This window comes from Ruegeria sp. TM1040, assembly GCF_000014065.1.
GTDB lineage: Bacteria > Pseudomonadota > Alphaproteobacteria > Rhodobacterales > Rhodobacteraceae > Epibacterium.
The window spans coordinates 35,888-59,032 of record NC_008044.1; the positions used below are offsets into that span (position 1 = coordinate 35,888).

23 protein-coding genes are annotated in these 23,145 nt (G+C 59.8%); 9 read left to right on the top strand and 14 right to left on the bottom strand.

Annotation, left to right across the window (positions count from 1 at the left end; translation table 11 throughout):
* Window positions 1–7 precede the first annotated feature (7 nt).
* The 6 genes from TM1040_RS04460 to TM1040_RS04485 form a co-directional block, all read right to left on the bottom strand.
* Window positions 8–778 carry an ABC transporter ATP-binding protein gene (locus TM1040_RS04460; protein ID WP_011537405.1) on the bottom strand — a complete coding sequence of 257 codons (771 nt, stop codon included), beginning with the start codon at window positions 776–778 and terminating at the stop codon, window positions 8–10.
* Window positions 775–1,632 carry an ABC transporter ATP-binding protein gene (locus TM1040_RS04465; RefSeq protein WP_011537406.1) on the bottom strand — a complete coding sequence of 286 codons (858 nt, stop codon included), beginning with the start codon at window positions 1,630–1,632 and terminating at the stop codon, window positions 775–777. Before TM1040_RS04465 ends, TM1040_RS04460 begins: the two co-directional genes overlap by 4 nt.
* The gene (locus TM1040_RS04470) at window positions 1,629–2,546 is read right to left on the bottom strand and encodes an ABC transporter permease (protein WP_011537407.1); all 918 of its coding nucleotides are present in this window, start codon (window positions 2,544–2,546) and stop codon (window positions 1,629–1,631) included. Before TM1040_RS04470 ends, TM1040_RS04465 begins: the two co-directional genes overlap by 4 nt.
* On the bottom strand, window positions 2,543–3,535 hold the full coding sequence (locus TM1040_RS04475) for an ABC transporter permease (RefSeq protein ID WP_084789012.1): 993 nt from the start codon (window positions 3,533–3,535) through the stop codon (window positions 2,543–2,545). The genes TM1040_RS04470 and TM1040_RS04475 overlap by 4 nt, the downstream gene beginning before the upstream one ends.
* 67 nt (window positions 3,536–3,602) lie before the next feature.
* On the bottom strand, window positions 3,603–5,201 hold the full coding sequence (locus TM1040_RS04480; protein WP_011537409.1) for an ABC transporter substrate-binding protein: 1,599 nt from the start codon (window positions 5,199–5,201) through the stop codon (window positions 3,603–3,605).
* Between the two features lie 57 nt (window positions 5,202–5,258).
* On the bottom strand, window positions 5,259–6,308 hold the full coding sequence (locus TM1040_RS04485) for a dipeptidase (protein WP_011537410.1): 1,050 nt from the start codon (window positions 6,306–6,308) through the stop codon (window positions 5,259–5,261).
* 339 nt (window positions 6,309–6,647) lie between these two features.
* On the opposite strand from TM1040_RS04485, the gene TM1040_RS04490 reads away from it, so the two are divergent.
* Window positions 6,648–7,688, top strand: a complete 1,041-nt coding sequence (locus tag TM1040_RS04490; RefSeq protein WP_011537411.1) for a zinc-dependent alcohol dehydrogenase family protein — start codon at window positions 6,648–6,650, stop codon at window positions 7,686–7,688.
* Between the two features lie 104 nt (window positions 7,689–7,792).
* The gene (locus TM1040_RS04495; protein WP_011537412.1) at window positions 7,793–8,992 is read left to right on the top strand and encodes a TIGR03862 family flavoprotein; all 1,200 of its coding nucleotides are present in this window, start codon (window positions 7,793–7,795) and stop codon (window positions 8,990–8,992) included.
* Here TM1040_RS04495 and TM1040_RS04500 read toward each other — a convergent pair.
* The 5 genes from TM1040_RS04500 to TM1040_RS04520 all read right to left on the bottom strand — a co-directional run bounded on the left by TM1040_RS04500 (window position 8,965) and on the right by TM1040_RS04520 (window position 14,325).
* A complete protein-coding gene (locus TM1040_RS04500) occupies window positions 8,965–9,555 on the bottom strand; it encodes a glutathione S-transferase family protein (protein ID WP_011537413.1) in 591 nt (196 codons plus the stop codon). The genes TM1040_RS04495 and TM1040_RS04500 overlap by 28 nt on opposite strands.
* Before the next feature lie 75 nt (window positions 9,556–9,630).
* Window positions 9,631–10,659 (bottom strand): DNA polymerase III subunit delta, encoded by a 1,029-nt coding sequence (holA, locus tag TM1040_RS04505; protein ID WP_011537414.1) that lies wholly within the window; start codon window positions 10,657–10,659, stop codon window positions 9,631–9,633.
* Window positions 10,656–11,189, bottom strand: a complete 534-nt coding sequence (lptE, locus tag TM1040_RS04510) for an LPS assembly lipoprotein LptE (protein ID WP_011537415.1) — start codon at window positions 11,187–11,189, stop codon at window positions 10,656–10,658. Before lptE ends, holA begins: the two co-directional genes overlap by 4 nt.
* Window positions 11,176–13,749: a leucine--tRNA ligase gene (gene leuS, locus TM1040_RS04515; protein ID WP_011537416.1), complete on the bottom strand. Its 2,574-nt coding sequence runs from the start codon at window positions 13,747–13,749 to the stop codon at window positions 11,176–11,178. The genes lptE and leuS overlap by 14 nt, the downstream gene beginning before the upstream one ends.
* A gap of 87 nt (window positions 13,750–13,836) precedes the next feature.
* Entirely contained in the window at window positions 13,837–14,325 is a 489-nt protein-coding gene (locus TM1040_RS04520; RefSeq protein ID WP_011537417.1) for a DUF3576 domain-containing protein, read from the bottom strand.
* Window positions 14,326–14,606: 281 nt separating this feature from the next.
* Between TM1040_RS04520 and TM1040_RS04525 the strand changes: the two genes are divergently transcribed.
* Both TM1040_RS04525 and TM1040_RS04530 read left to right on the top strand, forming a co-directional pair.
* On the top strand, window positions 14,607–15,551 hold the full coding sequence (locus TM1040_RS04525) for a porin (protein WP_011537418.1): 945 nt from the start codon (window positions 14,607–14,609) through the stop codon (window positions 15,549–15,551).
* A 118-nt stretch (window positions 15,552–15,669) separates the two neighbouring features.
* On the top strand, window positions 15,670–16,326 hold the full coding sequence (locus tag TM1040_RS04530) for a YggS family pyridoxal phosphate-dependent enzyme (RefSeq protein WP_011537419.1): 657 nt from the start codon (window positions 15,670–15,672) through the stop codon (window positions 16,324–16,326).
* Here the strand turns inward: TM1040_RS04530 and TM1040_RS04535 are convergent.
* Entirely contained in the window at window positions 16,318–16,818 is a 501-nt protein-coding gene (locus tag TM1040_RS04535) for a L,D-transpeptidase family protein (RefSeq protein ID WP_044026630.1), read from the bottom strand. The genes TM1040_RS04530 and TM1040_RS04535 overlap by 9 nt on opposite strands.
* Window positions 16,815–17,903 (bottom strand): GTP cyclohydrolase II, encoded by a 1,089-nt coding sequence (ribA, locus tag TM1040_RS04540; RefSeq protein WP_011537421.1) that lies wholly within the window; start codon window positions 17,901–17,903, stop codon window positions 16,815–16,817. Before ribA ends, TM1040_RS04535 begins: the two co-directional genes overlap by 4 nt.
* A 169-nt stretch (window positions 17,904–18,072) precedes the next feature.
* Between ribA and TM1040_RS04545 the strand changes: the two genes are divergently transcribed.
* Window positions 18,073–18,759 (top strand): response regulator transcription factor, encoded by a 687-nt coding sequence (locus TM1040_RS04545; RefSeq protein WP_011537422.1) that lies wholly within the window; start codon window positions 18,073–18,075, stop codon window positions 18,757–18,759.
* Window positions 18,760–18,897: 138 nt separating this feature from the next.
* Here the strand turns inward: TM1040_RS04545 and TM1040_RS04550 are convergent, their stop codons facing one another.
* Window positions 18,898–20,016: a TauD/TfdA family dioxygenase gene (locus TM1040_RS04550; protein WP_044026632.1), complete on the bottom strand. Its 1,119-nt coding sequence runs from the start codon at window positions 20,014–20,016 to the stop codon at window positions 18,898–18,900.
* A gap of 318 nt (window positions 20,017–20,334) precedes the next feature.
* On the opposite strand from TM1040_RS04550, the gene TM1040_RS04555 reads away from it, so the two are divergent.
* The 4 genes from TM1040_RS04555 to TM1040_RS04570 all read left to right on the top strand — a co-directional run bounded on the left by TM1040_RS04555 (window position 20,335) and on the right by TM1040_RS04570 (window position 23,137).
* Complete coding sequence (locus TM1040_RS04555) at window positions 20,335–21,123, top strand: exodeoxyribonuclease III (protein ID WP_011537424.1); 789 nt, start codon at window positions 20,335–20,337, stop codon at window positions 21,121–21,123.
* A gap of 224 nt (window positions 21,124–21,347) precedes the next feature.
* Window positions 21,348–22,283: a thioredoxin family protein gene (locus TM1040_RS04560; RefSeq protein ID WP_011537425.1), complete on the top strand. Its 936-nt coding sequence runs from the start codon at window positions 21,348–21,350 to the stop codon at window positions 22,281–22,283.
* Between the two features lie 27 nt (window positions 22,284–22,310).
* Window positions 22,311–22,955, top strand: a complete 645-nt coding sequence (locus TM1040_RS04565) for an LON peptidase substrate-binding domain-containing protein (protein WP_011537426.1) — start codon at window positions 22,311–22,313, stop codon at window positions 22,953–22,955.
* Window positions 22,952–23,137, top strand: a complete 186-nt coding sequence (locus TM1040_RS04570) for a Trm112 family protein (RefSeq protein ID WP_011537427.1) — start codon at window positions 22,952–22,954, stop codon at window positions 23,135–23,137. Before TM1040_RS04565 ends, TM1040_RS04570 begins: the two co-directional genes overlap by 4 nt.
* Window positions 23,138–23,145: the final 8 nt, after the last annotated feature.

Sequence of the window (23,145 nt, forward strand, 5' to 3'; positions counted from 1 at the left end):
AGGTAATTTAAGCAGTCTCCACGCTCGCCACGCGATTGGCCGAAGCATTCAGAAGGTGCTGTGTGTAATCATGGGCGGTTTTGCCAGCGCGCATGTCGTCGATGCTGAGAATCTCCATGATCTCGCCGTTGCGCATCACCGCAGCCGTACTGCACATATGCGCAACCACAGCAAGATCATGCGATACCATTACGTAGGTGAGGTCATGCTCGGCCTGTAGATCCTTCAGGAGATTGAGGATTTCGGCCTGCACGGACACATCAAGCGCCGATGTGGGCTCATCCAGCAGTAGGATCTTGGGGTTCGGCGCAAGCGCACGCGCGATCGCAACCCGTTGCCGCTGCCCACCCGAGAGCTGGTGCGGGTAGCGAAAGCGAAATGCCGGGCCAAGGCCCACGTCCTTCAGCAGCTGATCCACTCGGTCGTTGATGTCCTTGAACCCATGCAGACGCAGCGTTTCCGACAGCACTTGATCGACAGATTGGCGTGGATGCAGCGAGGCATAGGGATCCTGAAATACCATCTGCACAGTCTTATAGAAGGTCCGGTCGCGTTTGCCCGCGAGGGGGTGGCCCGCCACCGTCATTTCGCCTTCCCAATAGGGCGCAAGGCCGGTGATCGCCTTCAGGATCGTGGACTTGCCGGACCCTGATTCCCCCACAAGGCCAAAGCTCGCGCCGCTATCTACCGAGAACGACGCATTCTTGACGGCATGAAAGAGATTGTGACTGTCCCCAAAGTAGACGTTCAACCCCTTGATATCGATGGCTGTTCTCATGGCCTGCCCTCCACGCTTGCAGTGTCGCGCCATTGGGGGTCGCGATCCAGCACCTGAAGCCGTGGCTTGGGGTGATCGAACCGCGGCAAAGATCCCAAAAGCCCCTGAGTATAAGGGTGTTTGGCCTCGTGCAGCTTGTCAGCGTCGCAGACCTCGATGATGCGGCCCGCATACATGATGAGCACGCGATCACAGAACTGCGACACCAGATTGAGATCGTGACTGATGAAAATCAGCCCCATGCCCCGCTCGCGCACCAGCTTGTCCATGATTGACAGAACCTGCCCCTGCACGGATACATCCAGGGCCGAAGTCGGTTCATCCGCGATTAGGATTTCCGGGTTGGGAATCAACATCATGGCGATCATGATGCGCTGGCCCATGCCGCCCGACATCTCGTGGGGATAGGCTTTCATCACCCGCTCGGGATCGCGGATCGATACGGCCTCAAGCATCTCGAGCGCTTTGCTGCGCGCCTCGGCCCTGCTGGATTTGGCATGCAACCGGTACGCTTCGATGATTTGATCGCCCACAGTGACAACCGGATTAAGAGAGAACTTCGGATCCTGCATCACCATGGAGATCTTCTCGCCCCGCACCTTGCGCATGTCGCGCTCGGAGAGATCGAGAAGGTTGGTGTCATGCAGCTTGATATGACCTGCCTCAACAATGCCTGGCTTGCGGATCAGGCGCAGGATTGCGCGCCCGGTCATGGATTTACCAGACCCGCTTTCGCCCACGATCCCAAGCCGTTCTTTTCCAAGCGAGAAGCTCACCCCGCGCACCGCATCAAAGATGCCGTTGCGGGTCGGGAACTTCACCCAGAGGTTTTCAATATCCAGAAGTGTGCTCATGAGCTGCTATCCTTCGGATCAAGCACATCGCGCAAACCATCGCCCAGAAGGTTGAAGGCCAGCGAAACGGCAAAGATGGCAAGACCGGGCATGGTGGCGACCCACCAGTAGTCCAGAATGAACCGGCGCCCCTCGGAGATCATCGCGCCCCATTCCGGGCTTGGAGGTTGCGCGCCAAGGCCCAGAAAGCCAAGTCCCGCAGCCGCCAGAATGATCCCCGCCATATCCAGTGTCACCCGCACGATCAGCGAACTGATACAGAGCGGCCAGATATGTTTGGTGATGATCAGGAGCGGCCCCGCCCCTTGCAGACGGATCGCGCTGATGAAATCCGACGAACGGATGGTGAGCGTCTCGGCCCGTGCCAGACGCGCGTAGGGGGGCCAGGCCGTGAGTGAAATCGCCAGCACTGCGTTCTCAATCCCGGCTCCCAGCGCCGCCACAAAGGCCAGCGCCAGCACAAGGCGTGGGAACGCAAGGAAAATATCCGTCACCCGCATCAGCATGATGTCGACCCAGCCGCCCACGTAGCCGGAGACCGTTCCGACCAACAACCCGACGATGGGCGCGATCATGGCAACAAGTGCGACGATGTAGAGCGTGATCCGTGCGCCCCAGATGAGGCGGCTCAGGATGTCCCGCCCCAGCGAGTCGGTGCCGAGGATGTGCCCTTCGGTGCCCAGGGGCTGAAGCCGATTGCCAAGATCCTGATAGTAGGGATCATGAGGCGCAAGAAGCGGTGCAAAGATCGCAACGGCGACGAGCAGAACGATGATTGCCAGCCCCCCCATCGCCATATGGTTGGACCGTAAGGTTAGCCAGCCTTTGTAATAGGCGGCCAGCCTGGCCTGACGGCGCGACGTTGGCGTATCCGTCAAGAGCCACTCTCGAAGTGTCATGGTCTGGCTGCTCATTTCGACCTCGGATCAAAGACTTTGTAGAGGAGGTCGGAAAAAACGTTCAGCACGATGAACACGAGGCCGACGACCACGGTGCCACCAAGCACGGCGTTCATGTCAGCCGACAACAATGCCGTGGTGATGTAGTTTCCGATCCCCGGCCAGGAAAAGATGATCTCCGTCAGCACCGATCCCTCGAGGAGGTTCGCATAAGAGAGCGCGATCACGGTGATGAGCTGCACGCGGATATTCTTGAATGCATGGTTCATGACCACCGCCCATTCGCTCATGCCTTTGACGCGGGCTGTGGTGATGTACTCGGCCGAAAGCTGTTCCAGCATGAACGAACGCGTCATGCGGCTGATGTAGGCCAAGGAGTAGTATCCCAGCAGAGAGGCGGGCAGGATGATATGTGAAAACGCATCCCAGAAGGCGCCCCAGTCGCCTGCAATGATCGAATCCACAAGGATCATGCCCGTTACGGAGGGGATCATGTCCTCGTAAAAGATGCCCTGCCGCCCCGGTCCGCCGACCCAGCCGAGCATGCCGTAAAAGAGCAAAAGCCCCATCAGGCCCAGCCAGAAGATCGGCATCGAATAGCCCACCAATGCCACCACGCGGGCGATCTGATCCACCCAACTGCCACGGCGCACCGCGGCGATGACCCCTAGCGGCACCCCGAGGACGCAGCCAAAGATAATGCCAATCGTTGCAAGCTCAAAGGTGGCAGGAAACACGCGGGCGATGTCCTCTGACACCGGGCGCGCGGTCAGAAGCGATTTGCCAAAGTCACCTTGCAGGACATCGCCGACGTAATAGAAAAACTGTATGATCAATTGTTTATCGAGCCCAAGCTCCAGATAAACCGCATTGTATTGCTCTTCGCTGGCGCGTTCGCCAACCACCGCCAGAACCGGGTCAATAGGCATAACGCGCCCGATCAGGAAGGTGACGAACAAGAGCCCCAACATGGTGATTGAGACGGAAAGCAGGGTGATCCCCATGCTTCTTGCCCAAGGGGGAAGAGGCAGCCAAGGCTGCCTCTTCGGGACGTTGCTGTAAAACGCCATCTTACTTGGTCACGTCCCAGTAAGCGGCTGCGGTGATCGCGCCACCAAGGTTCAGACCCTCGACCTTTTCGCTGATGCCAGCCTGTTCAACCAGCTGGAACATCACGGCAAAAGGCGCGGTATCGCGGAACTCGGCCTGGATCTCGTGATACATGTCTGCACGTTTCACGGTATCGCCTTCGACCACGGCTGCGGCGACTTTGTCGGTCAGCCCTGCAGTGTCCCAACCGTTGCGCCACGCCAGAAGGCCCGTTGCATTGGCCGCGTCAGAGTTGTCGGGGTTATAGGCAAATGTGCCCGCGTTGGTCTGAGGATCGGGATAATCCGGACCCCAGGCGCCAAGGTAGATGTCCAGTTCCCGCGCGCGGTACTTGCCCAGAACCTGCTTGCCGGTGCCGACCTCGAGGTTCAGCTTGATGCCGGCCTGCGAAAAGGTGTTTTGCAGCGATTGCGCGATCTCCAGACGCTCTTGCGCCTCGCGTACACCAACCGTCAGCTCCAGCCCTTCGGGCACACCGGCCTCTGCCAGCAATTCCTTGGCTTTCTCGATATTGAGCGAGAAGGGGTTTTCATCCACGGCACCCAGATAGGTCTTTGGCAGGAAGTTCTGGTGCTTCACATACCAGTTCTTGAGGAAGCTGTTTTCCATGCCGTCATAGTCGATCAGATACTTCAGCGCCTGACGGACCTGCGGCTTGGAGAGCTCAGGATGCTTTTGGTTGAAGGACACATACATCAGGCGACCGCGCATCTCGCGCTGCACTTCGACGCCGTCGATACCTGCCAGGCCGTCCACATCCGCAGGGGTCAGGTCACGAGCCACGTCAATATCGCCGCGCTCCAGCATCAGGCGCTGGGTCGCACTTTCCTGAACGTGACGCACGATCACGCGCTGCATCGCCGGGGCGCCTTCATAGTAGTCTGGGTTTGCGGTCAGCGTGACGCTTTCCTTGGGCTTCCAAGAGGCCAGCTTGTAGGGGCCGGAGCCGGCGGAGTTGGTCATCAGCCACTCGTTGCCGAGGTCGCCGTCCTTGTCGTGCTCCATCACCAGTTTTTCGTCGACGATTGCGCCCAAGGTCGCTGTCAGGCAGTTCAGCACAAAGGAGGTCGCATAGCGTTTGTCGGTCGTGATCGACACGGTGTTGCCATCGACGGTGATCATCTCATCGACGTTTTCCGGAGTGAACCCAAACTGTGTCAGGATGAACGACGGCGTTTTGTTGAGCTTGATCACGCGGCGCAGTGAGAAGGCCGCATCTTCCGCCCGAACCGGGTTGCCAGAGTGGAACTTGACGCCCTCGCGCATGGTGAAGGTGATGGTTTTGCCATCTTCCGAGACAGTCCAGCTTTCGGCCAGATCGGGCTGATAGCCTGCCTCAAGGTTGGAGGGGTCGAAATTCACCAGCTTGCCGTACATGTTGCGGATCACATCCGCGCCCGCAAATTCAAAGCTTTGCGCCGGATCCAGCGTGGTGATGTCGTCGATACGGTTGGCGATGACCAGCATATTGTCTGGTGTCGCGGCGACCGCCGGCAGGGCGGTGACACCCAGCGCGAGCCCAAGTGCAGCAGAGCCGATTAGTTTGGAAAAAGCGTTCATTTAATGAACTCCCTGTTTTGATTTGATTATAAACGCCGGTTTTTGCCCGGCTTTTGGTTATTCTCCCCAGGTCTTGCCCAGGACTCGGAGCCAGTTTTCATGGCAGAGTTTCTTCATCAAAGCATCGTCATAGCCGCGGTCCCGCATCGCGCGGCGCAACGCCGGCAGGCCTGCGATTGTGCCGATCTCGGCGGGTACCGTTGCCCCGTCGAAATCCGAGCCCATGCCAACCCGATCCTCGCCAACCTCTGCGATGAGGTAATCGAGATGATCCAACATGCGCGAAATCGGTGTGTTTTCGTCCATGCGTCCGTCTTCGCGCAGGAAGGCCACCGCAAAATTCAGCCCGACCATGCCGTCACTGTCCCGGATCGCATGCAACTGGCGGTCGGTCAGGTTGCGGCTATGCCGGGTGAGCGCCACCGCGTTCGAGTGGGTCGCCACCAAAGGTGCATCACTGACGCGGGCCACGTCCCAAAAACCGGCTTCCGTCATGTGCGAGAGATCGATCATAATCCGCATCTCATTGCAGCGTTTGATCAAGCGAAACCCATCTTCCGTGAGGCCCTCGCCCGTGTCCCCGGTGGAGGGATAGCGAAACGGAACCCCATGGCCAAAGCGGGTTGGGCGGCTCCAGACCGGCCCAAGAGAGCGCAGCCCCGCGCCGTGCAGGACGTCAAGCGTGTGGAAATCACGGTCGATTGCCTCTGCACCTTCCATATGCATCACGGCGGCCATCAGACCTTGTTCCATCGCCGTGCGAATTTCTGCGGTCGAGCGACAAATCTGCAGCGCGCCCTGCCTTTCGAGCTCGATCAGGAGAGCGGCCTGGGACAGGGCCACCTTGATGGCGTTGTGCCACGTGACCTGCTCTGGAAGCGGCAGGTCATAGGTGTCCTTCATCATCTCTTCGTCATGGGAGACCGACTCTTCGCCAGGCACAAAGATGGCGAAGAATCCGCCGCCGAACCCACCGGCCTTGGCTTTGTCAACGTCGATCTGGCGGCCTCCGCTGCCAAAAACCCCCGCCTGGTCCATTCCTACATCTTTATTGTGAAGGCGCAGCAGCAGGTCGTTGTGACCATCGAAAATAAGCGGAGTGTTCATTATTCAGCCAGTAAATTTGATCCCCGACGTCCGGTATTCCCGTGCTTCGGGAAGCCGTCGGCGCAATGTGATCGGTAACTCTAGGTAAAGCCTGCGCCAAGTTTGTTCACTTGGCAAGTATGTAGCGGGAAAAGATCCGGCTTTTTGGTTCAAGGCGCGGTCGCGCGCTCATGAGGTCGGCAGGCCAAGGGCAACAGAGGCACAAGGCGCATCTGCTGCACCACGACAGATCAAGAGCCCTGCCGATCATCTTCTGTAGACAGGGTTTTTTTCGTAGATGTAGTAAGGTCTCCATCACCGGCCCCAAGCTGGCACACGCATCTTTAAGGATCGATCCCGATGAAAGCCGTCCTCTATGAGACCTTTAAGGAGTTGCCAAAACTGGTCACGGTCGAGGATCCCACCCCGGATCCGGATGGCGTGGTGATCAAGGTCGAGGCCACCGGGCTCTGCCGCTCAGACTGGCATGGCTGGATGGGGCATGACAGCGACATCGTGCTACCGCATGTGCCCGGCCATGAATTTGCAGGTGTGATTGTGGCCTTGGGGAAGAATGTCCGCAACTGGACGGTTGGGGATCGCGTGACCGTGCCATTCATCTCTGGATGCGGAGCCTGTTCGGAGTGTCACGCCGGCCACCAGCAGGTTTGCCACAACCAGCAACAGCCTGGATTTACCCATTGGGGGTCTTTTGCGGAATATGTGGGGGTCCGTCAGGCCGATCTGAACCTCGTGGCGCTGCCACAGGAAATGGATTTTGCCACCGCAGCAAGTCTTGGGTGCCGCTTTGCCACCTCCTTTCGCGCAGTGGTCGATCAGGCCCAAACGCGGGCCGGACAATGGGTTGCGGTGCATGGATGCGGTGGCGTGGGATTGTCTGCGGTGATGATTGCTCAGGCGGTTGGCGCCAATGTGATCGCCATTGATATCGACGACGAAAAACTCAATCTCGCCCAAGAACTCGGAGCCGTTGCGACTATCAATGGTGCGCGCGTGGCCGATGTCCCAGAGGCGGTGATCGACCTCAGCAGAGGCGGCGCGCATGTCTCGCTGGATGCACTGGGCCACCCGTTGACCTGCTTCAACTCGATCCAGAACCTGCGCCCTCGCGGCAAACACGTGCAGGTGGGCTTGATGCTCGCAGAGCACAGCACGCCGTCGGTGCCGATGGCGAAAGTCATTGCAAAAGAGTTGGAGATCCTCGGATCCCACGGCATGCAAGCGCATCGGTACGACGCCATGCTGGATATGATCGCATCCGGAAAACTTGATCCCAGGCGGCTTGTGGGGCGTGAAATCAGCCTCGATGCGGCCCCCTCCGCCCTTGTGAAGATGGATCAGTTCCAATCGATCGGCGCGACGGTTATCACCACCTTCTGAATCTCGCATCGTCTGTGGATGTATTCATGCCCACCCGCAGGAGATAGACTGTTCTAAAACGGAGAGCGCGCGCTCCGACATCAAGGCCATGAGGGGCGAAGCATATGCAGGACTGGGATGCGGTCGTGATTGGAGGCGGTCCGGCTGGATTGATGGCAGCAGGGGAGGTCGCGCGTCAGGGCCATCGGGTGCTCTTGGTGGAAGCCAAGCCGTCGCCTGCGCGCAAGTTTCTGATGGCCGGAAAATCCGGTCTAAACCTGACCAAAGACGAACCCTTCGAGGATTTGCTGGCGCAGTATGGCGACTCGGCTGAGTGGCTGGCACCGATGATCAAGGCGTTTGACGCTGCGGCTGTGCAAGACTGGGCGCGCGGGCTCGGGCAGGAGCTTTTTACCGGGTCGACGGGACGGGTGTTTCCCACGGTCATGAAGGGCTCTCCCTTGTTGCGGGCGTGGCTTCAGGATCTGGACACACATCGCGTTACCCGGCAACTCGGCTGGCGCTGGACAGGTTGGCAGCAGGACGGGCAGCTGTTGTTCGGTACGGCTGCAGGGCCACAAATCGTGACATCCCGCGCCACCATACTGGCGCTTGGTGGTGCGAGCTGGGCACGGCTTGGTTCGGATGGCGCCTGGGCGGCCCTATTGGCGTCGCGCGGCGTCGCCTTGGCACCGTTTCAACCGTCGAACGCTGCCCTTTCGGTCGCCTGGAGTGATCACATGACGCCGCATTTTGGCGCAGCACTCAAGGCAGTGGCCTGGCAGGCAGGCGCATTGCAGGCCCGTGGCGAGGCGACCTTGTCGCAACGCGGGCTCGAAGGCGGTGGGCTTTACACGTTGACCCCAGCTCTGCGCGAAGGGCAGCCGCTTTTTGTCGACTTGTCGCCGGACCTCAACGAGGGCGATCTTGCCCGGCGGCTCGCGAAACCGCGTGGTAAGACGAGCTGGTCGAACCACATGCGCCGCACGCTCAAGCTTGCGACGGTGAAAATGGCACTATTGCAAGAGTTTGGCCGCCCGCTGCCGCAGGATCCAGAGAGCCTGGCCCGTCTCATCAAACATTTGCCCGTGCGCCATACGGGGTTACGCCCAATGGACGAGGCAATCTCGACGGCTGGCGGTGTGCGCCGCGATGCCTTGGATGACGGCCTCATGCTAAAGGCGATCCCCGGCACGTTTTGCGCCGGAGAGATGCTTGATTGGGATGCGCCAACGGGAGGGTATCTCTTGACTGCCTGCTTTGCGACCGGCCGTTGGGCAGGGCAAGCGGCGGCGCGCTACTTGGCGAGTTCCGCCACGCGCTGAAATGCCGGTCGCGCGCGCATGCGCTTGCCATAGTCCAGCACCGCATCGCCTTCGACGTCAAACTTCGCGCCACGCGCCCAGTTGAGGCAATGCGTCATCAAAACATCTGCGATCGTGAACTGATCGCCAGCGACAAATTCCCCGCTGAGCTGCGCGTTGATGCGTTTGATGGAATTGGCGAATTCCCACCTAAGAGAGTCTTTGATCTCTGGCACCCGGCGGTCTTCGGGCAGAATGAAGCTGTGACGCGCTGCCGTCCAGAGGATCGCGTCCATCTCGTCGATCACCATATTGGTGATGGCGTCCTGTCTTGCGCGCGCCAAAGTGCCTGCAGGTGCGGTCAGAGCGCCATGTTTGTCGGCCAGATAGGTGATGATCGCCACAGAATCGGTGATGCTCTCGCCGTCCTCAACCAGAGCCGGGACCTTGCCCGAAGGATTGGCAGCACGCGCCTCCGCGCTTTGGGGTTGTGCCGGGACCAGATCGTAGCTCTGCCCCAGCTCCTCGAGAGTCCACAACACCCGGAACGCGCGGGTCTTGGGAACGCCAATCACTTGATACATTGGAAATCTCCTCGTTTGTTGCCGCGCAGGGTTGCCGCCAATCCGAGAGAGGTCAAGCATCAGCTTGAGCTGCGCTCAACGTGCGCGGGCGAGCATCGCAAGCCGGATCATCGCGCGTTCTGTCAACGCAAGGGCAGGTGCGCTTTGCCCGGCGGAGCGCAATTGCAAGTCGGTGTCGGTCAGAATCGTCAGCGCGTTTTGCAACTTCTGCGCCCCCCAGCCTTGTGCCTGTCGCAGCATGCGATCGCGGCGCTTGCCATAGAGCGGCGGACGCAGGCCTCCGATGCCTTGGGCAGCACCTCCGGGATGGGCGGCAATGGTATAGAGCGTGCGAAAATGACGAGTCGCCCCGATGCAGAGCGTCACCGCATTGGTGCCCTGAGCCTGCAGCCTTCGCAGGACCGGACCGATGTCGGCACTGCGCCCCTCAGCCACCACATTTAGGAGATCGTCGAGCGCCGCCTCTGTGGATTGCGGGGCCACGGCGTCGATGTCCTCCAGCGTCAGCGGGCTGTTGTCGCCATTTTTGTAGAGGCTCAGTTTCTCGATCATTCGGGAAAAATCGCCGGGACCAATGTCATTGGCGATATCCGCGAGCGCAGACATGCTGTCGCCCGGCACATCCCGTACGCCTGCTTCACTCAGGATTCGCTCAATTTCTGCACGCGAGGGAGGATCGTCATAGATGCCGGTCGCATAGGCATTGGTATGAGTTTCAAACGCCTTGCGCAGTTTGGATGACGCCTTGAGCTGACCTGCCGTCACAACGATCTGCGCATCGCCGGGTTGCCAGGCCTCGAGCGCGGTGGTGATCGCCGGGGTCGCAGAATCATTGGCATCCTCGACAAACACGGCGCGAATGCCGGGAAAGAAACCGACCGCCTTGACCGCGTCCAGAAGCTGCGCGGGATCCTTGCGCAGTTCGCTTGCGGGCATCCGCGTGAGGCGCATCTCCTCCTCCGCACCCGGTCCGAGGAGCGCAGCCAGCATCTGCTGGCGCTTGAGCGAGACGCGCATGGCGTCCGCACCGTAGATCAACAGCCCGGTCTTGCCGGGGTCAGGGCGGGCGAAATAGCCCTCGGCCTCGCGCGGGCTGAGTTTCATGAGCCTTCGGGACGGCCCAACCCGGGCGCCGCATAGAGGCGGGTCACAATCTGATCCGCCAGAATCACCATCAGTCGCTCATGCGCATCCGTTTCCCCCGCCTGCGTCTGAACTGTTGTGCCGCTCGCCGAATAGCCAGAGAAGTTTTCGACCTCGCCGCTGGCAACGATCTGCCCGTCCGAGAGGCGCACGAGGCTGTAACCAGCGGTGCCGGTCAGGGAATAGCGGGTGATACTGCCTTCTGCAGTGATCGCTTGGCCCACCTCTTTGGTGTCGAGCGTCAGGTCCATCCGATACGCAGGGGCGCCAGAGCGCCCAAGCCGAGTTTCGAGCCTGCGCACAAAGTAATAGGCGTCACTGTCGCGTGGCGCGCCGATGGTTTCGGGGGACTGAAACGCGATTTGGTCACGCAGCGCGGTGCCAGCCCCAACCGGGCCATAAACAGGCTCAAACCCGCAGGCAGAAAGGCTGGCGCCAAGAGGCAGCGCCAGCGTGAGCTTCAAGAATTTGCGTCGATCAGGCAACAACATTTACGATCCGCCCCGGCACCACGATCACCTTTTTGGGTGCGGCACCTTCCAGCACCCGTTGCACAGCTTCGTGGGCCAGCGCGAGTTTTTCAACCTCTGCCTTATCGAGATCCTTCGCCACGGTGATCTCACCGCGCCGTTTGCCATTCACCTGAATGGGCAGGGTGACGCTGTCTTCGACGAGCATCGACTCGTCCGCCACAGGCCAAGCTGCGTTGGCAATCAGGCCCTCGCCACCTTGATGCGCCCAGATATCCTCGGCAAGGTGCGGCGTCATCGGCGACATCAGCTGGGCCAGAGTCTTGATGGCCTGTTTTTGCACGGCGGCGCTCGCCTTGGATTTCGACAGCGTATTTGTAAAGCCATAGAGCTTTGCAATCGCGGCATTAAAACCAAAACTTTCAACACCGAGCGTCACGTCACGGATCGCCTTGTGCATCTCGCGCAATAGCTCCTCGTCGCCTTCGCCCTTGGCATCCGGGTCCATCTCGCCAATCCGGTCACAGAGGTTCCAGACCCGATTGAGGTGCTTGTAGGCCGCTTCGGCGCCAGAGGCCGTCCATTCCACATCCCGTTCGGGCGGCGAATCGGACAGAACAAACCAACGCGCGGTATCAGCACCGTAGGTGGAGATGATCGCCAGCGGGTCGACCACGTTGTTCTTGGACTTGGACATCTTGGCAGAGGGGATCACCTTGATCCGCTCGCCGGTCTCCTTGACGAAGACGCCGCCGTCGCGCTCCTCGACCTCGCTCGGGTAATGATAGATCGCGCGGCCGTTGTCGTCCTTGCGCTCGGCATTCTCATAGATCGCGTGTGTCACCATGCCTTGTGTAAAGAGCGCGTCAAACGGCTCTTTGGCGCTCTCGGGGAGGTGGCCGCAGATCTGCATCGCGCGGGCAAAGAACCGCGAGTAGAGCAGGTGGAGAATCGCATGCTCGATGCCGCCGATATATTGATCGACGTTCATCCAATAGTTTGCCGCGTCCAGATCGGTCGGTGTTTCCGCGCGCGGTGCGGTGAAACGGGCAAAATACCAGCTCGAGTCCACAAAGGTGTCCATCGTGTCCGTTTCGCGCTGGGCGGGCTTGCCACAGTTGGGGCAGGCACAGTTGCGCCAGCTCGGGTGACGGTCGAGCGGATTACCCGGCACCGAGAAGTCAATCGCCTTGCCGTCCTCATCATACGGCAGCGCGATGGGTAGATTTTCTTTCTTTTCGGGCACCACGCCGCAGTCGGGGCAGTGGACGACCGGAATCGGGCAGCCCCAATACCGCTGACGGGACAGACCCCAATCGCGCAGACGGAATTTGGTGACACCTTGGCCCCAGCCTTCGGCTTCGGCCTTGTCGACGGCGGTATTTACGCCTTCTTCGCCGGTCTGCAGCTCATCACCTGCAAATCCGCGGACATAGCGGACTTTTTCGGCTTTTGTCGGCACATAGGCCTCGGTCAGTTCACCTGCGCCCTCGACGGGTTCGAGAACGGGGATGATCGGCAGGTTGTATTTGGTGGCAAATTCAAAGTCGCGCTGGTCATGCGCCGGGCAGGCAAAGATTGCACCGGTGCCGTAGTCCATCAGGATGAAGTTGGCGATCCAGACCGGCAGCTCCCAGTTCGGGTCCAGCGGGTGCTTGACCCGCAGGCCGGTGTCATAGCCCAGCTTCTCGGCGGTTTCGATCGCCTCTTCAGTGGTGCCACCCTTGCGGCATTCCGCAACAAAATCGGCCACCTCTTGCGATTCGGCCTCGAGCTTCTTGGCAATCGGGTGATCCGGAGAGATGCCGACAAAGCTCGCGCCCATCAGCGTGTCGGGGCGAGTCGTATAGACCTCGATCGCCTCTTCCCCATCGGTGCGCTCGAAGCTGAACTGCAGCCCGCGGGACTTGCCGATCCAGTTTTCCTGCATCAGGCGCACCTTGGCGGGCCAATTCTCCAGGCCATCCAGTGCCTCAAGCAGCTCGTCGGAATAATCGGAAATTTTGAAGAACCACTGCGTCAGTTCGCGCCGTTCCACCAGCGCGCCAGAGCGCCAGCCACGGCCGTTCTCGACCTGCTCATTGGCCAGAACGGTCATGTCCACGGGGTCCCAGTTGACCACAGCGTTTTTGCGGTAGACCAGCCCTTTTTCAAGGAAATCAAGGAACAAGGCCTGCTGCTGGCCATAGTATTCGGGGTCGCAGGTGGCAAACATGCGCGACCAGTCAAGCGAGAGACCCAGCGGCTTCATCTGCTCGACCATCGTGTCGATGTTGGAATAGGTCCAGTCCTTGGGGTGTCCGCCCGAGGCCATGGCAGCGTTTTCCGCAGGCATCCCAAAGGCGTCAAATCCCATGGGGTGCAGCACGTTATGGCCGGTGGACAGCTTGTAGCGCGCGATCACGTCGCCCATCGTGTAGTTGCGCACATGGCCCATGTGCAGCTTGCCCGATGGGTAGGGGAACATCTCCAGCACATAGTACTTGGGTTTGCTGTGATCTTCTTTCGCTTGGAAAATGGCAGCCTCTTCCCAGGCTTTTTGCCATCTGGCTTCGATGTCCGAGGCTTCGTAACGCGACATGTGAGCGGTCCTTTGACTAAAAACGCCGGGCTTTAGTCCCGGCGCTTCTGATACGTGGTATTCGTGTTGGGTTCCAGTGCAGAGGCGTCAGATCTTCTTGTCGGCCATGCGTAGTTGGCGCGCGCGAGAGAGAATCGCATCCTCAACAGCGCGTGCGGTCGCGGAGCTGACGGCGCCACCGCGGCTCTGGAGCGCGACATTCAATGCGCGCGCTTCAAGAGCAGGGTCTTTGATGTGAATCGTCGCGCGATATGCGCGACCGCCACCCGGGGGCGTGCCATATCCGGTGATGATCACACCGGTGAAGGGATCGACGGATTGAACAGGCAGGAAATCCAGAACCTCCAGGCTTGCGGCCCAGAGATAGCGATTCACCTGAACGCGCTGTTCGCTTTTGCGCGGCCCGAAGGCTTCCCAGATCGTCGTCTTGTCGTCGTTGGCTTCGCGGCCTTCGCCCGCAAGGACGATGGTATCGGTGTCATTGACCTCTGTGCTGGTGTCCAATGACCGAAATGCACCGCAGGAGGCTGTGACAGCCAGCGCTGAAAGAAGGAAAAAGGTCTTGATACCACGCATGTTGACCGTGCCCGCTCCTGAATTTGCAGTTGGACTACTCCTAGACAAGCGGGCATGCGCCAACAAGCCTATTCTTTAAAGACTCTCTCCTGCTGCCTTTTGCAGAGTGGCTCGGGGAAAACGACTGTGACCTTGATGCATCATTTGGTTGATGAATGGTTTTCAGCTTTCAGCACCTACTTGCTTCATGACCCCCTTTCGAGCGAGAGGATGTGCGTACTTGAGGAGCGAAGTGGCGTCAGCCGATTGCTTCTTTGGAAATTCAAACCCGAGGGAAAACCATGAAAAAGATTCTCTTCGCTTCGACCGCACTGGTCGCGACTGCAGGCGTCGCAGCAGCAGAACTGACCATCGGCGGCTCCGCCCGTTTTGGTCTGGCATACGACGAGTCCCAAACTGAAGAGACCCGCATCGAACAGCGTATGCGCGTCAACATCACCGGCATCGCGGAAACCGACGCTGGCGTGAAACTGGAAGCTCGCTTCCGTCTCGAAGCCAACGAAGACTCCCACGCGAACGACATCTCCGGTCGTGGCCCGGGCGCAGCTGGCTTCGCAGTGTCCTACGGCGGTCTGCGTGTTGACGTTGGTAACGTCTCCAACGTTCTCGACTCCGGTGACCAGGTTGACTACTACGGCTACGGCGTTGGCTTCACCTCCTTCCTGGAGCACAATGCCAACTTCAACGGCCCGGCAACCGGCTTCGGCGCTGGTAGCCAAGATGCGACCACCATCAAAGCACGCTACAACGTTGGCGACTTCTCCGCATCGCTCTCCTACAAAGAGACCCGTGCGCAGGCAGCAGTTGCAAACGCACCCGGCGTTCTGGGTTCCACCGCAGTTGCAGCTGACGAAGAGTGGCAGCTGGGTCTGGGTTACACCCTGGCAAACGGCATGGCGATCGGCGCAGTTTACTCTGACACCGACTCCTCCGGCGACTACTGGGTCATCGGCCTGAACGGCACCGCCGGTGCAGTTGGCTACTCCGTAATCGTGGGTGACGGCGACAACCAAGCCGACGCTTCCTTCGGTGCGTCCATCAACTACGAAGTGTCCTCCGCGACCTCCATCCGCGCTGTTGTTTCCGACGGTGGCGCAGCCAACGCAGACACCTCCTACGGCCTCGGCTTCCGCCACGGTCTCGGCGGTGGTGTGACCCTCGCAGGTGGTGTTGGTTCCAAGAACGACAACACCCTGGCAGACCTCGGTGTGTCCTTCTCCTTCTAATTGGAGAACGGAACCACTCGGTTCTTGGGGCGGGCTCTTCGGAGCTCGCCCTTTTCTTTTGTGCGTAAACAGTGTTTTGTCCGGCCCAACAGTATTTCCAAAGTGAAACGAGGCCGAGATGTCGCTGAGTGAGATCAAATCCCGCATTGCCGCTGCCGAATCTGCCGCTGGACGCGTGCCCGGGTCGGTGGAATTGATTGCCGTATCCAAAGTGCAGCCCAACGAACGTGTTGAGGCAGTGTTAGAGGAAGGCCACCGCTGCTTTGGCGAAAACCGTGTGCAAGAGGCCGCAGGCAAATGGCCTCAGTTTCGTGAAAAGTTCACTGGCGTGGATCTGCACCTGATCGGGCCGCTGCAGACAAACAAGGCGCGACAGGCGATGGAACTGGTGAATGTGATCCACTCAGTTGACCGGCCGAAGCTCGCAAATGCCTTGGCGCGATTGGCGCAGGAACTCGGCCATTGTCCGGATCTTTTCATTCAGGTGAACACCGGAGAAGAAGAACAAAAGGCCGGTATCTTGCCTCAGGATGCAGACGGCTTTGTTGCGGAATGCCGCAAGCTGGATCTGCCGATCAAGGGGCTCATGTGCATCCCGCCCGTTGATGAAGAGCCGAGCCTGCATTTCGCGCTCCTCGCCAAAATGGCAGAGCGCAACGGTCTGAACGGGCTTTCCATGGGGATGAGCGGAGACTTCGAGAGCGCCATCGCGCTGGGGGCGACCCATGTGCGTGTTGGCTCCGCGATCTTCGGGGCGCGTGCCTATTCAGCGTGAGCCAACTATCAATTGGGCACCGGGGCGCAGGCGTTCAGCGATCCAGCGCAGATTCTGACGGGAAAAGGCAATGCACCCCTCGGTAGGGTAGCCGGGTCTGCGCCACTGGTGCAAAAAGATCGCCGAGCCCCGCCCGGAGGTCGCATTTGGCCAGTTCCAATCCGTGAGCAGCACCAGATCATAAAGTGGATCTGCCCGGCGCAGGCGCTCGTGGCTGAAGGGGTAGGGCGCGCGCACCATCTGGTTGTAGTCGCGCGCCTGCGTGTCATCCGACCATAGATCCCCGGGCAAAATCGGGCGCGCCCAATCTTGGGGCGCCGAGATCCGGTCGGGACGATAGAGCATGCCGCTGATGTGATGCGTCCCCACAGGTGTTGCCCCGTCCCCTTCGCGTTTCGCCGTCGAAAGTCCGCCCTTGCCGATCGTACAGGGCAGAAGCCGACCCATGAATCGCAGGCCCTTCGGTGTCAGAACTAGGTCTGCGGGGCTCATAGCATGTGGCCTGATTTTGCAGCCTTGGTCGCGAGATAGTGACGGTTAAACGCGTTCTCACCGACCTTGAGCGGTACGCGTTCGACAACGGAAATCCCGGTTTTCTCCATCATGGCGATCTTGCCGGGATTGTTGGTCATGAGGCGCACGGAAGAAAACCCAAGTTCGCGCAAAATCGACGCGCCAAGGCGAAAATCGCGCTCATCATCCTCAAAGCCAAGGCGATGATTGGCCTCGACTGTGTCAAATCCCTGATCTTGAAGGGAATAGGCGCGCATCTTATTGGCCAGCCCGATGCCGCGGCCCTCTTGGTTGAGATACAGCAGGATGCCCGCGCCCTCTTGGCCCATGTGACTCAATGCTCCGCGCAGCTGCGGTCCGCAGTCACATTTCAATGACCCCAACACATCACCGGTGAAACAGGCTGAGTGTAACCGCGCCAAGACTGGCTGGCTCCGATCCGGGCGACCGATCTCGATCGCATAGTGCTCCTCGCCGCCATCCTCTGGGCGAAAGATATGCAAGCGACCTGCCTCGGAGGCCTCCATCGGCAGGCGTGCGGCCGCAACCGGGTGGAGGGGCGAGCTGGTATTCAGCAGAGGCTCGGCTGCGGACTGCGGCAGCAGGGTCAGGTCGTGTTTCAGCGCAAAGTCACCAGCATTCTCAAGCGCGACGTAGGCGGTCGCAGGCAGAAGACGGGCGGATTTTACCATTGCTATTGCAAGGCGCGGCAGGGACGCATCGCCTTCGCGCTCACTCAATAGGGGGCCTTTCATCGGGGTCTCGAGATCATCCGCAGGGTCCGCCAGCGCCTGAACCCAGGCCAGGCCTGCGTCGCTGGGCACCGTGACGCGCGCAATATCATTGTCATAAACGCGCGCCTTCAGCGTGGCCGCCCGCCGTGCAGTCAGCGCCAGAGTCACCGGGCCGAGGCTGCGCAGATCCGTAAGCCGCTCAGGGCTGAGACTCTCGACGGAAATGGCAAGAATGGCGCTCTCACCGGTGGTCAAGATCACCGGCAGTCCCATCCTCAGATCCACTCGGGCGCGGGCGATCCGCTCCAGCATTGTCGGCATTAGGCTCATCAGGTCTTCGTCCCGGCTGTAACATCAGGAGCTTACTCCTATGCTCAATTGCTGCAAAAGTGAAATATTTCCGCGTCTGCGGACACGTCGACGTGAAGCTGACCCGGCAAAGCTTGTTCTTTTGTGAGCCTGGGCACATCTGTCAAAGCAAGACACCAGGAGAGATACGATGGCCCAGTTGAAGAAGATCCTGCTCGTCGACGATGACGAGGACCTGCGCGAGGCGCTGAGCGAACAGCTTGTTATGACCGAAGATTTCGACGTCTTCGAAGCCGGCGATGGCCAAGGAGCGATGGAGCGCGCGAAGGAAGCGATCTATGACCTGATCATCCTCGACGTGGGCCTGCCAGATACGGATGGGCGTGAACTATGCCGCCTGATGCGCAAGCAAGGGGTTAAATCCCCAATCCTCATGCTGACCGGTCATGACAGCGACGCCGATACCATTCTGGGACTGGATGCAGGCGCCAATGACTACGTGACCAAGCCGTTCAAGTTCCCGGTGCTTTTGGCGCGTATCCGGGCCCAGCTTCGCCAGCACGAACAATCGGAGGACGCGGTCTTTGTGCTCGGCCCCTATACTTTCAAGCCCGCGATGAAGATCCTGATCACCGAAGACGAGCGCAAGATCCGGTTGACCGAGAAGGAAACCAATATTCTGAAGTTCCTCTATCGCTCCAACAATGGGGTGGTGCCGCGGGATGTCCTGCTGCACGAGGTCTGGGGCTACAATGCGGGGGTGACGACGCACACGCTCGAGACCCATATCTACCGCCTGCGCCAGAAAATTGAGCCCGATCCGTCGAATGCGCGGCTTCTGGTGACGGAATCAGGCGGTTACCGGCTCGTGGCCTGAGCCACAGTCAAAGTCGAGAAGTTCTGAGCTGCATCGCGACCGCAACAGGCCTTCGAGAGATCCCGCGCATATCCGGGTCACGATATGCATCCTCCCTGTCGGACTGGCCGGGCTTCGCGCCCGGCCTTTTTTGTGGCCTCACTGCCCGCGATGCAGAACGCGCAGTCGGCTCTCGAACTCGCCGCGGTCCACATAGCATCCGTGCAAGTGCCGATACCCGGTCTGAGGATCAAAGGCCTCGCGGCCATGCAGGACACGCCTGTTGTCAAACACAACCATCTCGCCACCTTTGAGCTTGAGCGTCACGAGGTAGTTGGTTGAGCGCGTCAGGATCATGAATTTCCGGTATGCGCGGTAGTAGCGCTGCATCAGCGCGGGCTCTAGGTCAAAGATATCCGCCAAATGGGCATTGAAACAGATCTCGATCACGCGCCCGTCCTCATCCAGCGTGATGACCTTTTTGCGGTTTCGGATGTCGGTGTCCTGATCGTGGAACCGAAACGGCACCGAGACGGTCGATAGAAGCTCAAAACTCTCGGGATCATCCCGGCGCAGGTCCTCGGCAATGGCATATCCATCGCAAAACAGAGAACCACCGCCCCTGGCCTCGTTCGCAAGACAGTGCAGGAACTGAAACCCGGGCGGCAATTCCTGGTTGGTCAGATCCGTATGCAGGGGCAGCGCGATCGGGGTATAGGCGAGATTGTTGGGGTTGGGTTTGGATTTGACCTCGAAGGTCACGCCAAAGTTGGTTTGGCGCAAAAAACCGATACGGCGTGCCACATCCATGCCCGCCTCGGTGCTGTCCGCAAGCCCCTCGACGATGGAGATCCCATAGATTTGGGTCTGTTCCAGCCATGTCCGCAGGGCAAGATCTGAGCTCAGGATCTCTTGTGCTGTGGCGCGCGGAATCCCACCTGCGCCCAGGTCGCAGCGCCAGTGCTGAAACCCGGTGCGGGCGGGGTCCGCAGTGCGTGTGCCCGGCACATAGCTGCGCAACCAATCAAGGTCAAAGCGGCTGGTGGCGGAATCAGCGCCTTCCCAGTGGATGAGAAGCTGAGAGTCGTTCAGCTCGACATCTGCCACCGTAATGTCTGGCGATATTGCAGAAAGATCGGTGATCCGTTCCTGCGTGTCAGGGTGAAACCCTTCCGGGTCGTTGTCGCGCAGCCAGATATAGGGGTACTGCGCCGTTGTTCCGTCGGAAAACGAGAGGAGAACGCAAGCGTTCTGTGGCTGCAAAGCGGCCTGTGCCATGAGAAACCTCCTGGCGTTAGATATGTCGTGTGTAAGAGCGGTCTGCGCCTTAGCGCACAGCGGCACGACCCGGTGGTGGCCACCAGTCATAGGCTTTTTTGTAAGGGTGCCCGGGGCGTTGCCCCAATCGCGGTGCCATGGACCGGCCTGTCCTCACAGAGTTACAGTTCTCCGCTAAATCTAGAATATGAGACCGTCCATTTTGCAAGGGTTTTCGTGGCGCTTCGATTGTGCAGGAAACCACAGCAGAGCCACTGGTATCTCCCGCGCGGCGCAGGCAATATTCGCCCAAACACTTACCACAGATTGAGAGCCCGCATGTCCTTTACCCTTGCCACATGGAACATCAACTCCGTGCGTCTACGCGAACCGATCGTTGTCAAGCTGCTCGAAGAGGAAGGGCCGGATGTTCTCTGTCTTCAGGAGTGTAAGAGCCCGGTGGACAAGATCCCGATGGAGGCCTTTCGCGCGCTGGGCTACGAGCATATGATCGCGCGGGGGCAGAAGGGCTATAACGGCGTGGCGATCCTGTCGCGCCTGCCGATTGAGGATGTCGGCGACAAGGATTTCGCCAGCCTGGGTCACGCCCGCCATGTGGCGGGTCGGTTGGAGAATGGTGTCACAATCCATAACTTTTATGTCCCTGCGGGGGGCGACGAGCCCGACCGCGAAAAGAATGTGAAGTTTGGCCAGAAACTCGATTACCTCACGGAGATGCGGGATTGGTTCCATGCGGAACGTCCCGAGAAGTCGGTATTGGTCGGTGATCTCAACATCGCGCCGCGCGAGGATGACGTGTGGGATCACAAGAAGCTTTTGAAGGTGGTGAGCCACACGCCCATTGAGGTGGAGCATCTGGATCAGGTGATGGACGCGGGCGGATGGGCCGATGTGACACGCAAGGACATCCCCGAAGGGCAGCTTTATAGCTGGTGGAGCTATCGGGCAAAGGATTGGGATGCGGCTGACAAAGGGCGTCGCCTCGATCATGTATGGACAACGGCGGATATTACCAATGCCGCCCACTCCAGCCGGATCTTGCGCCATGCGCGCGGCTGGGAGAAACCCAGCGATCATGCGCCGGTCTTTGCCACCTTTGATCTCTGATCCTCGCAAGGCGACCGCCGCGCTCTTATCCGGCGCTAAGCAGTCGGCGGGAAGCTCCCGCCAAAAAATGCGCACCTAGTCGGGTGCGCATTTTTGTTGGGCCGGGCGCCACACCTGTGGTGCGGCGGGGCAAGGCGCGCACTTTGGGCTAAACTCATCCCTTGGTTTTCCGGCGCTGAAATCGCATATAGGGCGCAAGCAAGACTCGAAAGGAGTGCAGAGCAATGATGGACATTCTGGGCGGCGGCGCAAGCGCGGCACCTGCAGGCGATCTCATCAAGGATGTGACCGAAGAGACTTTTATGGCCGATGTGGTCGAGGCCTCGATGGATGTGCCAGTTGTCGTGGATTTCTGGGCGCCTTGGTGTGGCCCGTGCAAGACGCTTGGTCCGATGCTGGAAGCCGCAGTGACCAAGGCCAAAGGCGCGGTCAAGATGGCCAAGATCAACGTCGATGAAAACCAGCGCCTCGCGGCAGCACTGGCCCAGCAGGGCCTGCCGTTGCAGTCGATCCCAACGGTTGTCGGCTTCTATCAGGGCCGCCCGGTAGATATGTTCCAGGGCGCTCTGCCGCAGTCGGAGATCGAAGCCTTCCTGCAAAAGATGGCCGAAGCCGCTGGCAGCACCGCAGATGGCGGGCTGGGCGAAGCATTGGAAACCGCAGAGCAGATGCTCGAGGAAGGCGCGGCCGCCGATGCTGCACAGGTCTTTGCCGCAATCCTTGGCGAAGACGACAAGAACGCTGCGGCCTATAGCGGACTAGCGCGGTGCCACGTGGCCATGGGCGAGCTCGACCAGGCCGAGGCAGTGCTGAATGGCGCTCCGGCGGAAATCTCCACCGCAGCCGAAATCGAGGCAGCACACGCACAGATCGAACTGGCGCGGCAGGCTGAAAACGCAGGGCCGGTGGCAGAGCTGCGTGCGGCGGTCGACGCCAACCCGGACGATCACCAGGCACGTTTTGACCTGGCGCAGGCGCTGCACGCGGCGGGGGACGCCGAGGCGGCCGTGACCGAATTGCTGGAGCTGTTCCGCCGCGACCGTGAGTGGAATGAAGGGGCTGCAAAAGCGCAGCTGTTCACCATTTTCGAGGCGCTCAAACCCAACGATCCGGTTGTGCTCAATGGCCGCCGCAAGTTGAGCTCCATGATATTTGCCTGAGCCGTTTGCGGCGCTAGGTTCTCACTCATGATAAAAGCCGCAGACCTGCCGGATACGATCCCCGTCTTCCCTTTGCCCGGAGCGCTCCTGCTGCCTCGGGCAAAGCTACCTTTGCATATCTTCGAGCCGCGTTATCTCCAGATGCTGGAGGACGTGCTTAAGACACCGAACCGCGTCATTGGCATGATCCAACCGAGCCATGCCCGCAACGCGGATGGCTCGGGGCTGCATGCCATAGGGTGTGCCGGGCGTGTGACCCAGTTCTCCGAGACCGAGGATGGTCGATATTTCATAACCCTCAGCGGTCTGTCCCGCTTTCGGGTCAAGGAAGAGATCGAAGGTTTCACCCCCTATCGCCGTTGCGCTGTGGATTGGGCCGGGTTTGATATGGATCTGGGCCCAGCGGAATGTGATGATGGTTTCGATCGCACAGCCCTGATGGGGCTCCTTGGGCGCTATCTCGATGCGCGCGGGATGTCGACGGATTGGGGCGCGCTTGATGAGGCCGGAGACGAGCTTCTGGTGAACTCGCTTTCCATGCTGCTCGATTTCGAACCCGAAGACAAACAGGCGCTTTTGGAAGCGCCAAGCCTGTCGACACGGCGGGAAACGCTGGTCACATTGATGGAGTTTGCCCTGCGTGGCGGCTCTTTAGAGGAAAAACTGCAATGAATGAAACGACACCCGCCTTTGATCGGCATATGCTGGAGGCGCTGGTCTGCCCGGTGACGCAGACCGTTCTGGAATATGATGCCGAGGCGCAGGAGCTGGTGTCGCGCGCGGCCAATCTTGCTTTCCCGATCCGCAACGGTATCCCCGTGATGCTGACGGATGAGGCGCGCCCGCTTGAATAACCTGTCGG

Bases quoted from the DNA above. Each gene is read 5' to 3' on its own strand.
- TM1040_RS04495 (WP_011537412.1), top strand. From the start codon at position 7,793: ATGCAGGACTGGGATGCGGTCGTGATTGGAGGCGGTCCGGCTGGATTG.
- TM1040_RS04535 (WP_044026630.1), bottom strand. From the start codon at position 16,818: ATGAGCCCCGCAGACCTAGTTCTGACACCGAAGGGCCTGCGATTCATG.
- TM1040_RS04560 (WP_011537425.1), top strand. From the start codon at position 21,348: ATGATGGACATTCTGGGCGGCGGCGCAAGCGCGGCACCTGCAGGCGAT.
- TM1040_RS04570 (WP_011537427.1), top strand. From the start codon at position 22,952: ATGAATGAAACGACACCCGCCTTTGATCGGCATATGCTGGAGGCGCTG.
- holA (WP_011537414.1), bottom strand. From the start codon at position 10,659: ATGAAACTCAGCCCGCGCGAGGCCGAGGGCTATTTCGCCCGCCCTGAC.
- ribA (WP_011537421.1), bottom strand. From the start codon at position 17,903: ATGAGCCTAATGCCGACAATGCTGGAGCGGATCGCCCGCGCCCGAGTG.
- TM1040_RS04520 (WP_011537417.1), bottom strand. From the start codon at position 14,325: ATGCGTGGTATCAAGACCTTTTTCCTTCTTTCAGCGCTGGCTGTCACA.
- leuS (WP_011537416.1), bottom strand. From the start codon at position 13,749: ATGTCGCGTTACGAAGCCTCGGACATCGAAGCCAGATGGCAAAAAGCC.
- TM1040_RS04480 (WP_011537409.1), bottom strand. From the start codon at position 5,201: ATGAACGCTTTTTCCAAACTAATCGGCTCTGCTGCACTTGGGCTCGCG.
- TM1040_RS04565 (WP_011537426.1), top strand. From the start codon at position 22,311: ATGATAAAAGCCGCAGACCTGCCGGATACGATCCCCGTCTTCCCTTTG.
- TM1040_RS04470 (WP_011537407.1), bottom strand. From the start codon at position 2,546: ATGAGCAGCCAGACCATGACACTTCGAGAGTGGCTCTTGACGGATACG.
- TM1040_RS04550 (WP_044026632.1), bottom strand. From the start codon at position 20,016: ATGGCACAGGCCGCTTTGCAGCCACAGAACGCTTGCGTTCTCCTCTCG.
- TM1040_RS04490 (WP_011537411.1), top strand. From the start codon at position 6,648: ATGAAAGCCGTCCTCTATGAGACCTTTAAGGAGTTGCCAAAACTGGTC.
- TM1040_RS04465 (WP_011537406.1), bottom strand. From the start codon at position 1,632: ATGAGCACACTTCTGGATATTGAAAACCTCTGGGTGAAGTTCCCGACC.
- TM1040_RS04485 (WP_011537410.1), bottom strand. From the start codon at position 6,308: ATGAACACTCCGCTTATTTTCGATGGTCACAACGACCTGCTGCTGCGC.
- TM1040_RS04460 (WP_011537405.1), bottom strand. From the start codon at position 778: ATGAGAACAGCCATCGATATCAAGGGGTTGAACGTCTACTTTGGGGAC.
- TM1040_RS04525 (WP_011537418.1), top strand. From the start codon at position 14,607: ATGAAAAAGATTCTCTTCGCTTCGACCGCACTGGTCGCGACTGCAGGC.
- lptE (WP_011537415.1), bottom strand. From the start codon at position 11,189: ATGTTGTTGCCTGATCGACGCAAATTCTTGAAGCTCACGCTGGCGCTG.
- TM1040_RS04475 (WP_084789012.1), bottom strand. From the start codon at position 3,535: ATGGGGATCACCCTGCTTTCCGTCTCAATCACCATGTTGGGGCTCTTG.
- TM1040_RS04500 (WP_011537413.1), bottom strand. From the start codon at position 9,555: ATGTATCAAGTGATTGGCGTTCCCAAGACCCGCGCGTTCCGGGTGTTG.
- TM1040_RS04530 (WP_011537419.1), top strand. From the start codon at position 15,670: ATGTCGCTGAGTGAGATCAAATCCCGCATTGCCGCTGCCGAATCTGCC.
- TM1040_RS04555 (WP_011537424.1), top strand. From the start codon at position 20,335: ATGTCCTTTACCCTTGCCACATGGAACATCAACTCCGTGCGTCTACGC.
- TM1040_RS04545 (WP_011537422.1), top strand. From the start codon at position 18,073: ATGGCCCAGTTGAAGAAGATCCTGCTCGTCGACGATGACGAGGACCTG.